Source organism: Exiguobacterium sp. s39, from assembly GCF_018618925.1.
GTDB classification, from domain to species: Bacteria; Bacillota; Bacilli; order Exiguobacteriales; family Exiguobacteriaceae; genus Exiguobacterium_A; species Exiguobacterium_A abrahamii.
Map to the genome: position 1 here is coordinate 1,343,335 of NZ_JACSNA010000001.1, position 14,592 is coordinate 1,357,926.

Sequence of the window (14,592 nt, forward strand, 5' to 3'; positions counted from 1 at the left end):
GTTCGTGTCAATCTTCTCGTTTTTTAAACGCGGCAATATAGAAGCCGTCCGTTCCGACTGTCGTCGGTAACAACTTGAGTTCTGCTCGATCCCCGATCAGATGTCGCACGGATTCCGGCATCCGTGCCGCGAAGGATGTATCAAATTCAAATCCTTGATCGAGAATGAACGCTGTCTGATCCTCGTTCTCGATCGGATCAATCGTACAAGTCGAATAGACAAAGGTTCCACCCTTTTTAACGAGTGGTAAGACAGATGTCAGAATATCTCGTTGAATTTTCGGGAGTTGCTCGAGTTGTTCCGGGCGTTTCGTCCATTTGATATCTGGTTTTCTTCGAATGACACCGAGTCCTGAACAAGGTGCGTCGACAAGAATCCGATCAAACGATTCTACTTCAAAGCGGTCTCCTGCTTTACGAGCATCTAACGCTTCTGCTTGAACAGTCGTAAGACCTAATCGTGTCGCTTGCTGTTCAACCAATTTAATCTTATGTGGATGAAGATCAAGTGCCTGTAGTGTTCCCGTCGTCAAACCTTCAGCAATATGCATCGCTTTCCCACCAGGTGCGGCACAGCTGTCAAGTACATGATCAGATGTTTCTGCACCGAGTGCACGGGCGACGAGCATTGAGCTCTCATCCTGCAGAGAAAGATACCCACGGTCAATCAGATCCGTTTTTTGAACGCTTCCTCGTTCGATTTCGAGACCGTCTGGCGCGACCGTAGATGGTTTTGCCGTCACACCTTGGTCGAGTAGAAGCTCGATCGCTTCCTCTCGCGTCGTCTTCGTCCGATTGATGCGAACCGTGACCGGTGCAGGTGTGTTATTCAATTGACAGATTTGAAGTGTTTCTTCTGGACCAAACAGTTCAATCCAGCGTTCGACGAGCCACTGCGGGTGACTCGTTTCGATGCTGATTCGTTTTGCAACTGGCTCGATCTCAGCGAAATGAGGCATTCCCGCCCGTAATACATTCCGGAGCACTCCGTTGACGACTTTCGAGACGTGGACTTTTCCACGTTTTTTGGCAATCTCGACAGCTTCATGGATGACGGCATGATCCGGTACACGATCAAGATAAAACAATTGATACACACTCATCCGTAACAACGGACGCATGAACGGATCAAGTTTTTTCTGTTTCGCTAGATACGGCTCCAAAATATAATCCAGTGTCAATTCACGACTGAGCGTCCCGTAGACGAGTTCCGTGAACAAGCCGACATCTGTTGCTGAGATAGCACGCTTTTCAAGCATCTGGTGGACGGTGATTGTCGAGAAGGCACCACCTTGACCAATTTTCATCAGTGTCGTTACTGCTGCGTCACGTACATTCATGCGTTCTCACCTACTTGTTGTCCGAGTTCAAGCGATTGACCGATCCCGCGCATGAACGTAGCACCGTCCATCCGTTTTTTTCCGGACGGCTGTAAGTCGATCAGCTTCAACGCTGTCTCCGAACCTGTCGCGATGACGGGACCATCCGCTTCTAAAGCGATGATTTCGCCTGGTCGTCCCGTTCCTTTGACTTTCGTCGCGAAAAAGACTTTCAATCGGTCATCACCAAGCATCGTATACGTACTTGGGAAAGGATTCATTCCTCGGATTTGATCATAGAGTGTCTCACCCGGTAACGTAAAATCAAGTCGTTCCCGCTCGCGTGAGATATTCGGCGCAAACGTCGCTTCTGCCTCATCTTGCGCTTCCGGTGTCAATTCACCTGCGAACAGACGCGGTAAGGTCTCAAGCAATAGTCGCGCTCCTGCGTCCGCTAACTTTTCAAACATCGTTCCGACTGTATCGTTCTCTTCGATCGGAACAATGATTTTTGACAACATATCACCCGCGTCAAGTCGATCGACCATATACATGATCGTCACGCCTGTCTCTTTTTCTCCATCGATGATTGCTTGATGAATCGGTGCACCGCCACGATATTTCGGTAGGAGTGACGCATGGACGTTGATCGCCCCAAAGCGTGGTGCTTCCAAAATAGCTGTCGGTACAATCTGACCGTAAGCTGCCGTGATAATGAGATCTGGTTTTAAATCAAGGACGTCCTGATAGTCTTCACGAATCCGTTTCGGTTGCAACACAGGAATATCGTGTTCCATCGCGACGAGTTTCACAGGTGTCGGTTTGACTTCCCGTTTTCGTCCGACCGGCTTATCTGGTTGCGATACGACACCGACGACGTCATACCCAGCATCGATCACTTCACGCAGTGTCCCTGCCGCAAACTCAGGTGTCCCCATGAAGACGACGCGCGGTTTTTCTTGCTCGACAAGTTTATCTGTGAACAGGACACCGTCTAAATGATCCATCTCGTGCTGGATGGCACGTGCAAAAAAGGCGTTTGCCTTGATTTTGACCGTCCGCCCGAGACGATCTTGCGACTTGACGACGATGCGGTCGAACCGTTCGACCGGTCCGAAAATGCCTGGCATGCTGAGGCATCCTTCGTCATCGATTTGTGAACCATCGGCTTCGATGATTTCCGGATTGATCAGCTCGATCGGTCCTGTCTCATCATCCGTATGGACGACAGCTACACGGATCGGTTGATTGATTTGCGGTGCCGCTAAGCCGACACCATCATATTCGTACATCGTATCGAACATCCGGTCGATCATCTTACCGAGTTTTTTATCGAACTTCGTGACAGGTTCACATACCTGTCGTAATACATCATTTGGTACTTCTACTACTTTATACATACAGACACCTCACATGAATACAAATGGATTCAAGTCGATCGCGACTTGTGTTTTTGATTTTTGACGACGGGCTAAGATATCACGGAGATGTGTCCGGACATCTTCCTGCCCTTTATGTTTAATTAAGACCTGTTGTCGGTACATATTCTTCAGTCGAGCAAGTGGCGCATCGAACGGTCCATTGACGACTAAATCCTCCGATTCGAAAGCCCGCAGCTCGGAAGCAATCTGTTGCGCTTCTGCTTGTGCTTCGAGTGGATGTGTCGCTGAGACCGTGATCAAGCCAAGGAACCAGAATGGAGGGTGTCCCCCGAGTTTGCGCAACTGCATCTCCCGCTTATAGAACGTTTCGTAATCATGCTGTTTCGCCGTCTGAATGACGTAGTGCTCAGGATTATAGGTCTGGATGATCGACTGTCCGGCGAGTTGCCCCCGCCCGGCACGCCCCGACACTTGCGTGATCAACTGGAACGTTCGCTCACTTGCCCGAAAATCCGGAATACCGAGCGTCGCATCAGCAGCGAGCACCCCTACGAGCGTGACATTTGGAAAGTCGAGACCTTTTGCAATCATCTGTGTTCCGAGAAGAATGTTCCCTTCCTTACGCTCGAAGGCATCGAGTAACTTCTCGTGTGCGCCTTTACGAGACGTCGTATCTTGATCCATCCGAATAATCCGTGCTTCCGGAATCAAATGCGCCAACTCTTCCTCGATCTTTTGCGTCCCCGTTCCGAACTGACGAATCTTCGTCGATTCACAGGACGGACAAGTTTTCGGCATCGCCGCCTCGAATCCACAATAGTGGCACTTCAAGCGATCTTCATGTTGATGATACGTTAAATTGACGGCACAATGCGGACATTGAAGCGTCTCCCCGCAATCCCGACATAAGACGAATGTCGTGTACCCACGACGGTTCAAAAGTAATACCGTCTGTTCCCCACGCTCGATTCGTTCTTTGATGCCTTCGACGAGCGCGAGGCTGAACGGAGTACGATTGCCCCGTTCAAGTTCTTTACGCATATCAACGATGTCGACCGGAGGCAGTTCCCCACCGAATCGTTCGCGAAGCGGTAAGTAACGATAGACCCCTTTTTGTGCCCGCGCATACGTCTCAAGTAATGGAGTTGCACTTCCGAGCACGACGGGACAACGATGATAGGCCGCTCGCCATTTTGCAACATCACGCGTATGATAGCGCGGATTCTCTTCTTGTTTATAGGTTGTTTCATGTTCTTCATCGAGAATGATGATTCCGATATTCGTCAGCGGCGCAAACACGGCGGACCGTGCACCGACGACGACATCGACCTCGCCTTGAGCGATTTTGCGCCACTCATCATACTTTTCTCCGAGCGATAGACCGCTATGCAGGACAGCGACCCGTTCTCCGAAACGACGTTTGAACCGTTTGACCATCATCGGTGTCAGACTGATTTCAGGGACGAGCAAAATCGCTTGTCTACCGCGTTCGAGTTGTGCATGAATCGATTCAAGATAGACTTCCGTCTTACCGCTTCCTGTTACGCCATGTAACAAAAACGTTCCGGTCTCAGCTTCAGCCGTAATCGAAGAGACTGCTTCCTGTTGCTTTTCCGTCAAAGAGGACGGCACAAAGATGTCTTGGACGAGATGTTCGTAAGGATTTCGCCGTACATCAATCGTCTCGACTTCAATGATGCTTTTTTTCTCGAGGGCGTTCAACGTCGCGCTCGTTGCGCCCGTCGCCTGCTTGATTTCACTCCAAAGCGCATTCGGAAATTCTTGGATATACGAGTAAAGTGCCGCTTGTTGGCTCGCTTGTTTCGTAAAAGTTGCCTGTTCCTCTAGGAGACGAATACGTTTATCCGTCTTAGACGTCTTTTTCTCGCGAATGACCGGTTGAAGCGTCACGTCAGCTTGTTTCGCCGCTGTTAAGATGATTTGTTGGACTTCCGTTGGTAATTGACTCATTTTCTTACCATGATATGCCCGAAGTGGGCCCGACTCGACTATGACCAGTTTATCATAACTCACCTTTAAGGCAGCCGGCAGCATCGCAAGCAGTGCCGTCGCCTGAAAACACAAGGTCGTTTCTGATAGATAAGCCGACAGCTCGAGTAATTCCTGCGTATAGGTCGGCGTCTCATCTAAGACACGAACGATCGATTTGACGTTCGTCAAATCAGAGGTTGCTTTCGTTCCGACGACGATCCCAAGCAACGCACGTGGACCGAACGGAACCTCTACGCGCATTCCGGGAACAATCAGCTCCTGCCAGAGTTCCGGCACGGCATAATCAAAAGGACGATCGACGGTGGCCGCTGCGACATCGACGATGACTTCAGCTATCATGCCAATGCCTCCGCAAATTGGCGCATGAGCAATTTGGCGAGCGTCGATTTCAATTGTTGATCGTATCGCGTGACGGAATCATTCTTCCCAAAAACGACGACCTCATTTTCATCGCTGACAAATCCGATGTCAGAACGAGAGACATCATTCGCGACGATGAAATCCGCCTTCTTTCGGACGAGTTTCTGTTTCGCGAACGTCTCGACGTCCGTCGTCTCCGCTGCAAATCCAACTAATACCTGATGTTCTTTCTGCTCACCGAGCGTCTTCAGAATATCCGTCGTCTCCTCGAGTTCAATCCGCAATGGTCCGTGAATTTTCTTCTGCTTCTGATCATACTGGACAGACGGTCGATAGTCAGCTACGGCAGCGGACATGATGACGATGTCTTGCGTCTCATAGTCACGTAACATGGCTTCGAGCATCTCTTCTCCCGACTCGACGGCAATCGTTTCGACGCCAGCCGGTAGTCCGATCCGAAGGGGCCCGTGTACGAGCGTGACATCTGCTCCTGCGTCTCTTGCTGCTTCCGCAAGTGCAATGCCTGTCTTTCCTGAAGAGTCATTCGTCAAGTAACGGACCGGATCAATCCGTTCAACGGTCGGACCTGCACTGATCAAGACTTTTCGCCCGGCTAGATACTTATCTTCAAAGAAGGTTGAGAGTGTTGCGACTAAGTCTTCCGGTTCGGGTAAACGACCTTTCCCGACCCAACCACATGCGAGATTTCCGACTCCCGGTGCAATCACCTGGACACCGTCCTGCTTGAGTTGTTCGATATTTCGAACTGTCGCCGGATGTTCGAGCATGTTGACATTCATCGCCGGTGCGACGATGACGGGACACGTTGCTGCAAGGATCGTCGTCGTAATGAAGTCATCTGCGATCCCGTGCGCGAGTTTTGCAATCAAGTTCGCGGTCGCTGGTGCGACGACGATTAAGTCCGCTTCGTCCGCTAAATCGATATGGGCGATTTTTGACGGATCATGCTCGATGAAGACATTGTCATAGACCGCTTTTCGCGTCAGTGCTTCAAACGTCGTTTTACCGACGAATTGTTGCGCATTACGCGTCATCGCGACTTGAACGTGTGCGCCTGCTTGAACGAGTTTGGAAGCGAGTGCTGCTGATTTATAGGAAGCGATTCCACCGCCGACACACAGTAGAATGTTTCGGTTGGTTAACATGTAGGTGTCCTCCTTATTGAAAAAAACAGCCACGATGACAAGTGGCTGCTTCAAAATTAGTCTTGCGGTTGGTTCGTGACGGATACTTCTTCGAAATAAAGCTCTTCTAAAGCTTTCCCGACCGGTTTATGCGATTTTGGGTTCGTGACTCTCACGCGTTTCCCGTCTTGGATTTGACGCGCACGCTTAGCGGCAACTGTAACGATCGTATATTTCGATGGCACTTTCTTTTGAAGCTTATCAACTGATGGATATAACATATCACTTAACCTCCATGGCTTTTTTATATAGGGACGCGACACGTTCCCGACTGCAATGTTCTGCTGTGACGATTGCTTGAATTCGATCACAGGCTTTATGAATTTCGTCGTTCGTCACGACATAGTCATACGCATCCATCATCTCAATCTCTTCTTTAGCGACGAGAAGACGTTGCTTGATGACTTCCTCAGATTCCGTTCCACGCCCTACGAGGCGGTTCCGTAATTCTTGGAGGCTTGGAGGTGCAAGGAATAAGAAGACAGCTTCCGGAAAATGTTCTTTGACCTGCATGGCCCCTTGAACTTCGATTTCGAGAATGACGTCTTTTCCTTCATCTAGGATCTGGTTCACCCATTCGACAGGTGTTCCATAATAATTCCCTACGAATTCAGCATATTCCAAGAGTTGATTGTTCGCAATCATCTCTTCGAATTCTTCACGCGATTTAAAGAAATAGTGAACACCATCTACTTCTCCTTCGCGCGGTTGGCGCGTCGTACAGGATACCGAGTAATGCAGATCATTATCCTGATCTTCGCGCAAGGCACGACAGACCGTTCCCTTTCCGACACCACTTGGACCAGATAATACGAGTAATAAGCCACGCTCTTTGAAAATCACTTCAAAACCCCTCCATCTCACAAACTTCACATTGTTTCATATTAGCAGTAGAGACGGGAAGTTCGCAAGTCATCTTTTTTAGCTCGACTGCTTTATCATACCATAACGATGCCATTTCTGTTACCTTTAGAAAGTGAGAACGAAATCAAGAAAGAAGGTAATCGTATGGCTTTTGACGGATTGATGACGACACGTGTCGTCGAAGAACTCCAACCGCTCGTCGGAGGACGGATCAATAAGGTATACCAACCGTACACATTGGATTTAGTATTCCAGGTCCGGGCCGAGCGAAAAAACGTATTATTGCTCGCCTCTGCGAATGCCATGTATGCACGGATGCACATTACGTCGGAAGCGGTCAGCAACCCGAGTGAACCCCCACTCTTCTGTATGATGCTCCGCAAACATGTCGAAGGTGGGTTCATCGAATCAATTGAACAACTCGAACGTGACCGAATCATCGTCTTACGCGTCCGGTCTCGGAACGAACTCGGTGATGAGGAAGCGAAAAAAATCTATGTCGAGTTGATGGGACGTCACTCGAACATCATTTTGACCGATGGACAAGATAAGATCCTCGATGCGATCAAACACTTGCCACTCAGTCAAAATACCTTCCGGACGATCATGCCAGGGATGACATACCAGCTTCCGCCGGCACAGGATAAAGTGGATCCGCTCACGGGAGATATCGAAAAGACACTCCACCGGATTGACTGGAACGCCGGTAAACTCGATCGACAGTTACTTGGTCTATTCAGTGGTCTGTCTCCACAAATTGCAAAGGAAGTCGTCACACGGGCAGGTCTTGCCAACCGGACGAATCTTGCATCTGCCTTTCAAGATGTCCTGAAGGAACTCGATGGTCCTTATGTCTTACAACGGATGGAAGGTGGTAAGGAACGCTTCGCACCGGTCCGGCTAACGGAAGGATCCATCATCGACGAGAAGACGTTCGAGACGAGTGGTCAAGTCCTCGACGCCTTCTTCCATCAAAAAGCAAACCGCGATCGCGTCAAACAACAAGCAGCCGATCTCGAACGGTTCATCAAGAGCGAGTACGATAAGAATATCTTAAAGCGCTCAAAACTCGAAAAAGATTTAGAAGCGACGTTACGGATGGATGAATGGAAACATAAAGGGGAACTGCTGACGACCTATCTTTATCAGCTCGAACGCGGGATGAAGGAAGCGACCGTCGTCGATTACTATGATCCAGATGGTGCTGAGATCACGATCACGCTTGATCCTCGTTTCTCGCCGAATGAGAACGCGCAACGTTATTACAAACGGTATAACAAATTAAAAACCGCCAAAGTCGAAGTCGCGCGTCAGCTCGAGAAGAACCAAGCTGAGATTGCGTACTTCGAAGGCTTACTTGCGCAACTCGATGTCGCATCCCCGGAAGACATCCGGGAAATGCGCGAGGAACTCGTCGAAGAAGGTTATCTGCGCGAACGACAAAAGAAGAAAAAGAAACCGCAGCTCCCACAACTCGAAGAATACCGTTCTTCGACTGGTCTTCCATTCTTCGTCGGAAAGAACAATAAACAAAATGATTACGCGACGTTCAAGTTCGGACGCAGGTCCGATACGTGGTTACACACGAAGGATATCCCGGGATCACACGTCATCATTCAAAGTGATGCACCGGACGAGACGACGTTGAAGGAAGCAGCGATCGTCGCGGCTTATTTCTCGAAAGCACGTGAGTCGAGCCAAGTTCCGGTCGACTTCACGGAACTACGTTATGTCAAAAAACCGAGTGGTGCAAAGCCCGGATTCGTCATCTACACGGATCAAACGACTCTTTACGTCACACCTGATCCAGATGTCGTCCAATCCTTACGTCAATGATGCTACACAAAAAAGCGCTGTTTTTCCTAAATGTCACTTAGGAGAAACAGCGCTTTTTCATCTTCACTTCATTTTTTCTAACTGTTCCCGGTAATCGAGTAAATGCCCATGGATGATATCCTTCGCCTCGCTTAATTCTTGATCGAATGAGAACATCGCCTGTTTTCGTTCGTGAGAGAAGATGACATCGTAATGATGGCTGAGTAAGAAATCAATTTCCTGACCGAGCGTCTTTTCCTGTTCTTCTGTCATCGGGATATCCCGATGACTGGCAATGCTTTCAAGCAAGACGAGCAACTTGTCTTCAAGATCGACAAGCTCCTTCAGTCGAATGAACGCTTCACTTTGACCGCTCGCCACTAATGGATATTTTTGATCCTCTTGAAGCATCAACATCATTTCCTCATGTTTGAGGATTTGTTTACGGACGGCAAGCAAGCGTCCATCATCTTGCACAAGGCTTCGCCAATCTTCCATCAACTGTTGCGTCGTTTTTTTGACGAGTAAGAGTAAACGATCCTCATAGTGTGGCGGGAAGACGATGTAATTGACGAGGACGGCAGATAATACCCCAACGACAGTCAACAACGACCGTGATAAGGCATAGTGGACGTAGTCAGCGGTCGGGCTCTCGAACATCAAGACGATCGCAAAAGCAGCGAATGTCGACATATCCGTTCGTCCAATCATCGAATTGAGAACGAGCGAGACGACGACGGCGAGTCCGATCGTCAGTGGATTGGCGCCAAGCGTCGCAACGATCGCGAGTCCACACATCAGTCCGAGTACCGTTCCGAAAATCCGATTGAAGACGATTTTAAATGAACGATGGATCGTCGGTTGCATCGCAACGATGGCTGCGACAGCCCCCATTCCTGAATAAATATCAAATACATACCAAGAGATGCTGAGTGCAAGAGCTACCGCGATGCCGGTCTTGATCGTCCGAAGTCCAATCCGAAACTTTAATTTCACTCGAGCGTCACCTGCCCGACTTCACTATTGACTGTCACTTCCGGTTTTTCTTGTTTCGACAGTTCATAAATCGTCTCATCCTTATTCTTTTGTTTCGTATATCGGTCAGAGGCTTTAATATCGCCTCCCGTATCAATCGTGATCGTACCGGCTGCTTTATTTGGTTTTAGCTTCGTCGCGCCGTCAATCGTTGTGACGTCAAGACTCAACTTCGCCATATAGTCTGCCAGCGAGACACTCTCGCCTGTCACCTGCGCATGGACGGCATCCATTTCCTTGACGGAAATCGCACGTGTAGCATTCAGTGTAATCTCATCACCTTTTACTTTATCGAGACTCATCGCTTCTCCGTCCATCTCGATCGTTTTTGCGTAGATGCCCATTCCTTTAAGTGTTCCAGCATCGACATCGACACGGTTCATATAACTTGGTAGTCCCACTTGAATCGTATAGTCTGCTGTTTTTTCGCTCGGACGATTGCCAAGTCGTGACAGCCAACCATCTCGTCCTGTCACCGTCACCGTATTCGTCGATGTACTGATTTTCAGTCGTTTTCCACTCGACGCACTATCGACGAGCTTGATTTGGACGTTTCCATCTGTGCTTCGAACGAATTGTACCGTTGCGTGCGGCGCCTCGATGGCGAGAGATTTATAGCGATTCGTCGTTTTGAATGTTTCGCCTCGTGATAACAATTCCGTTGAGACGAGCAATGTGATCGAATAGATGACGACAAGTCCGAGAATGACACCACCGTATAAATAAAGCGGTCGCTTCACTGGTCCTTTTTCTCCAATCCGGTTCAATCGTGCATCCATCTTTTGTTTTTGTTTATTTTTTAAGCGTGTGAACGACGATTGTTTTCGTTTCCGCACACTCCTACTGTTATGCTCTTCCATGTCAGCCCCTCCATCTCATGTCTACCATTATTCCGAATATCTGAATCGGCTGTCAACAGCCCCCTTCTTATCATAGAAGAAGTTCATCGTTTCGCCATCGGGCGGAAGAAGGAAGCGTCATCGGATGAACCACTGACATTCCAGAACAATAATCGACAAAAAGGAGAGGAACATTGACGTTTCCTCTCCTTTGCTTAAGAACGGATTATAATTCGAGTGACTCGCCGATCGCGAGTGGATGACCAGTTTGACCTTGCGCTTCAATCTTTTCACAGAATGCGTTCGCATCTTGTTTGATTAAATCAAATGTATCGTAGTGGATTGGTACGACGGCTTTCGCTTGCAACATATCTGCAGCGATCAACGCATCATCCGGACCCATCGTGAAGTTATCACCAATCGGTAAGAAGGCTAAATCGATTTCGTGATGGGCGCCATAAAGGGCTAAATCCCCGAACAGTGCCGTATCACCTGCATGATAGATTTCTTTGCCTTCGATCGTCAGCAAGAATCCAGCCGGCATCCCCATATACGTAATCGTCTGTTTTTCCTCATCGATGATACTTGATGAATGGAATGCCTGTGTCATCTTCACTTTACCAAATGGGAATTCAAACTGTCCGCCGAGATTCATCGGATGAACGTTGAGCCCTTTGAAACTCAGATACGTCGCCAGTTCATGAGTAGCAATGATTGTAGCTCCCGTGGCTTTTGCGATACGTTCCGCATCAAGCATATGATCGGCATGGGCATGGGTTAACAAAATAAAATCTGCCTTGACGTCATCTGGATTTGTCGTCGCTTTTTCGTTACCGCTAAAGAATGGATCGATGACGAGATGATGCCCGTTCGTCTCGATTGTTACTGTCGATTGTCCGTGATAAGTCAATTTCATGAGTGTCACTGCCTCTCGTTTAGGATTCGGATAATTGATTCCCTTCCCCCCACGCGCATAAACCTTTCATGGCCGGTTGCAGTGTAAATGCCGCCTCTGTCAATTTGTATTCGACGTGTAAGACGGCTTCATCATACTCAATCCGCTCGATCATTCCGAGTCGTTCAAGTTCTTTTAACTGATCGGTCAAGACTTTCCAGAAATCCCGGGAATGGCACGTTGTAACTCTAAAAAACGTTTCGGACCGTTCTCTAACGTGCAATATAATTGTGGACGCCATTTTCCGCCGATGATAGCGAGCGCCCGATTGACCGGAAATTGTTCTGTCGACATGTTGTTCTCTCCTCCAGAGTAGTTACTTCAAAGTGCGTACTATGCAATCGAGTGTAGCGTAAGTTAGAGTATGCGTAAATCATTTTGCAAAAGGAGTGTTAAGCATGACGTATCCACGTAATTTTTCACACATCGGTCTTTCCGTGCCGAATCTCGACGAAGCCGTCCGTTTTTATCAAGAGGTGATGGGCTGGTATATCATCATGGAACCATCTGATGTCCTCGAAGATGATTCTGCCATCGGTGTCATGTGTACGGATGTCTTCGGTGCAGGGTGGAACAAGTTCCGGATTGCTCACATGGCGACAGGTGACCGCATCGGAATCGAGTTGTTCGAGTTCCCGAACAATGAACAACCCGAAAACAACTTCGAATTCTGGAAAACAGGCATCTTCCATTATGCGATTCAAGATCCAGACGTCGAAGGACTCGTCGAAAAAATCGTTGCCCATGGTGGCAAACAACGGATGCCAATCCGCGAATACTATCCGGGAGACAAGCCGTATCGAATGGTCTACTGTGAGGATCCATTCGGTAACCTCGTCGAAATCTACTCTCACTCGTATGAACTCACGTATTCGGAAGGAGCGTATTAAACATGAAAGCATGGTTAAACCACTCAGGTACAGCCATTGATCAATGGACATTCGAAGAGGTCGAAACACCGACGCCAGGAGAAGGTCAAGCCTTGATTCGCGTCAAGACCGTCGCGCTGAATCCCGTCGACTATAAGGCGACTAACAATCCAGCTTGGACGTTTCCGCATATTCCAGGCGTCGATCTAGCTGGTGTCGTCGAACAAATCGGCCCCGGCGCAGAAGTAAAAATCGGCGATCGTGTAGCGATTCATACGAACCTGCAACGCGATGGCGCTTTTGCTGAATATGCACTCGTCGATACACGTGCCCTCGCCCTGATTCCGGAAGACGTCTCATTCGCTGAAGCCGCTGCGATTCTTTGCGCAGGAATGACTGCCTATGAAGCCATCGTTCAGAAGATGAACACGACAGGGAAAGAAACGATCCTTATCCATGCTGGTGCAGGTGGTGTTGGTGGCATCGGCATTCAACTCGCAAAACGCCTGGGTCTCAAGGTCGCGACGACTGCTTCGACGGAAAATCATGAGTGGGTCAAGCGACTCGGTGCCGATCTTGCCATCGACTACAAAAAAGAAAATGTAACGGATGTCATCCGCGATTGGACGAACGGTCGCGGCGCTGACTTGATTTTTAATACGGTCGGTCGAGATGAAGCAACAGCGGATCTCGGACGTCTTGCCTTCTCGGGGCAACTTGCCTTCATCGCCGGTGGTCCCGATCAGTCGGTCGTCAAGCCGTTCACGCTCTCCCCTTCGATCCATGAAGTGGCACTCGCGGCTGCTTATGCAAGCGAAGATGACCGTGCCATCCGAAACCTCGGTCATATGGCAAGCGAGTTATTAAAACTCGTCGCAGCAAAAGAACTCGATCCACTCGTCACAGAAGAGATTCCAGCAGCGGACATCGTCAAAGGATTGCAACGTCTATCTGATCGCCATGTCCGTGGTAAAATCATCGCTAAATTCAATTGATTTCTCAGTTTGACATGAAACAGCCGATCGTCCTTAGATAACAGGATGATCGGCTGTTGTTGTACATATCAATGTTTAGACATGTCCAAGAAACAAGTGGCTCGATATTCATCGATAGCGCTCTTGTTTCTTGATATGTAAGGATCGCCCGACTAACTCGAAACCGACATGCTGATAGATCTTATTCGCTGTCTGGTTCGACCAATCGGTGTAGAGCGTCACGACCGGATAAGACTTTAGTAGATGTTCAGATAGTTTGGCGACGAGATAAGAGGCATACCCATTTCCACGCAGTTCTTTCGGCGTATAGACGTAAGAAATCGTAATCCCAGTTTGCGTCGGACGCGTCGCTGCCGCCATCGCGACAAGCATATCTCCACGAAACAGTCCGAACAAGCTTCCTTGCTGGATGTGGCGCGTCATCGACTGATGGAGTTGCGTAAGCTGTCGCTCAGAAGGTCGCGTTTCAACTTCATGTAAAAATCCGGACGCAAACGCTAAGGCTTGTTGTCTTTCATCGTCCGAAATCGGTCGGAAGACGACGTTTTCCGGAACAAGCGGCATCTCGACCTCTGTCAGTGCATACATCCCTTGTTCCATATGTACCTCATATATGGAATGTGGGAGTAAAAGCGGCGCTAAGATGGCCTGTTCTCCGACGCATCCTGGACTATCCAGAATTCGCGCGAGCTTTCGGATCCCTTCTTGCGAGAACACATCACCTGCGACGATGGCTTGCTCCGGTATCGTTTGCAATATGACGAGACGATGATCGCCTTCTTGTGCCGTTGCCATCAAGAGCGGTTCATCCCCACGTTCTAATATGCCAAGAATCAACTGATGGGTATCCGGACGTTCAAGCAAAAACGGGAGGACGACCTTTTTGAACTGTTCATAATCACGATAATGCGTCACCATAGTCGACGACCTCCTTTATTTTTC

The 14,592-nt window shown here is 48.9% G+C and carries 13 protein-coding genes and 1 pseudogene; 3 read left to right on the plus strand and 11 right to left on the minus strand.

The window, feature by feature from the left end:
- Window positions 1-7: 7 nt before the first annotated feature.
- Genes rsmB through gmk form a run of 6 tightly spaced genes read right to left on the minus strand, consistent with a single transcriptional unit; the run spans window position 8 to window position 7,118 of the window.
- Window positions 8-1,339 carry a 16S rRNA (cytosine(967)-C(5))-methyltransferase RsmB gene (gene rsmB / locus KNQ11_RS07170; protein ID WP_214770804.1) on the minus strand — a complete coding sequence of 444 codons (1,332 nt, stop codon included), beginning with the start codon at window positions 1,337-1,339 and terminating at the stop codon, window positions 8-10.
- Window positions 1,336-2,718: a methionyl-tRNA formyltransferase gene (gene fmt, locus KNQ11_RS07175; RefSeq protein ID WP_214770807.1), complete on the minus strand. Its 1,383-nt coding sequence runs from the start codon at window positions 2,716-2,718 to the stop codon at window positions 1,336-1,338. The genes rsmB and fmt overlap by 4 nt, the downstream gene beginning before the upstream one ends.
- Before the next feature lie 9 nt (window positions 2,719-2,727).
- Entirely contained in the window at window positions 2,728-5,052 is a 2,325-nt protein-coding gene (priA, locus tag KNQ11_RS07180) for a primosomal protein N' (protein WP_214770810.1), read from the minus strand.
- Window positions 5,049-6,239 carry a bifunctional phosphopantothenoylcysteine decarboxylase/phosphopantothenate--cysteine ligase CoaBC gene (gene coaBC, locus KNQ11_RS07185; RefSeq protein ID WP_214770827.1) on the minus strand — a complete coding sequence of 397 codons (1,191 nt, stop codon included), beginning with the start codon at window positions 6,237-6,239 and terminating at the stop codon, window positions 5,049-5,051. Before coaBC ends, priA begins: the two co-directional genes overlap by 4 nt.
- Window positions 6,240-6,295: 56 nt before the next feature.
- A complete protein-coding gene (rpoZ, locus tag KNQ11_RS07190) occupies window positions 6,296-6,499 on the minus strand; it encodes a DNA-directed RNA polymerase subunit omega (RefSeq protein ID WP_023468770.1) in 204 nt (67 codons plus the stop codon).
- A 1-nt stretch (window position 6,500) separates the two neighbouring features.
- Window positions 6,501-7,118 carry a guanylate kinase gene (gene gmk / locus KNQ11_RS07195; RefSeq protein ID WP_174316772.1) on the minus strand — a complete coding sequence of 206 codons (618 nt, stop codon included), beginning with the start codon at window positions 7,116-7,118 and terminating at the stop codon, window positions 6,501-6,503.
- Window positions 7,119-7,286: 168 nt separating this feature from the next.
- Between gmk and KNQ11_RS07200 the strand changes: the two genes are divergently transcribed.
- Entirely contained in the window at window positions 7,287-8,978 is a 1,692-nt protein-coding gene (locus KNQ11_RS07200; RefSeq protein WP_050677513.1) for an Rqc2 family fibronectin-binding protein, read from the plus strand.
- A gap of 63 nt (window positions 8,979-9,041) precedes the next feature.
- On the opposite strand, the gene KNQ11_RS07205 is transcribed toward KNQ11_RS07200, so the two are convergent.
- The 4 genes and pseudogenes from KNQ11_RS07205 to KNQ11_RS16980 all read right to left on the minus strand — a co-directional run bounded on the left by KNQ11_RS07205 (window position 9,042) and on the right by KNQ11_RS16980 (window position 12,080).
- Window positions 9,042-9,953, minus strand: coding sequence for an FUSC family protein (locus KNQ11_RS07205; protein WP_050677514.1), 912 nt, complete (start codon window positions 9,951-9,953; stop codon window positions 9,042-9,044).
- Window positions 9,950-10,828 carry a DUF4097 family beta strand repeat-containing protein gene (locus KNQ11_RS07210; RefSeq protein WP_353049816.1) on the minus strand — a complete coding sequence of 293 codons (879 nt, stop codon included), beginning with the start codon at window positions 10,826-10,828 and terminating at the stop codon, window positions 9,950-9,952. The genes KNQ11_RS07205 and KNQ11_RS07210 overlap by 4 nt, the downstream gene beginning before the upstream one ends.
- A gap of 229 nt (window positions 10,829-11,057) precedes the next feature.
- Window positions 11,058-11,747, minus strand: a complete 690-nt coding sequence (locus tag KNQ11_RS07215) for a metal-dependent hydrolase (protein WP_023468776.1) — start codon at window positions 11,745-11,747, stop codon at window positions 11,058-11,060.
- 19 nt (window positions 11,748-11,766) lie between these two features.
- Window positions 11,767-12,080, minus strand: a pseudogene (locus KNQ11_RS16980) (winged helix-turn-helix transcriptional regulator).
- A 104-nt stretch (window positions 12,081-12,184) separates the two neighbouring features.
- Between KNQ11_RS16980 and KNQ11_RS07225 the strand changes: the two are divergent.
- Entirely contained in the window at window positions 12,185-12,676 is a 492-nt protein-coding gene (locus KNQ11_RS07225; protein ID WP_023468778.1) for a lactoylglutathione lyase family protein, read from the plus strand.
- Window positions 12,677-12,678: 2 nt separating this feature from the next.
- On the plus strand, window positions 12,679-13,650 hold the full coding sequence (locus KNQ11_RS07230) for a zinc-binding dehydrogenase (protein ID WP_214770830.1): 972 nt from the start codon (window positions 12,679-12,681) through the stop codon (window positions 13,648-13,650).
- 108 nt (window positions 13,651-13,758) lie between these two features.
- Here KNQ11_RS07230 and KNQ11_RS07235 read toward each other — a convergent pair whose 3' ends face one another.
- On the minus strand, window positions 13,759-14,568 hold the full coding sequence (locus KNQ11_RS07235) for a GNAT family N-acetyltransferase (protein ID WP_214770832.1): 810 nt from the start codon (window positions 14,566-14,568) through the stop codon (window positions 13,759-13,761).
- Window positions 14,569-14,592 lie beyond the last annotated feature (24 nt).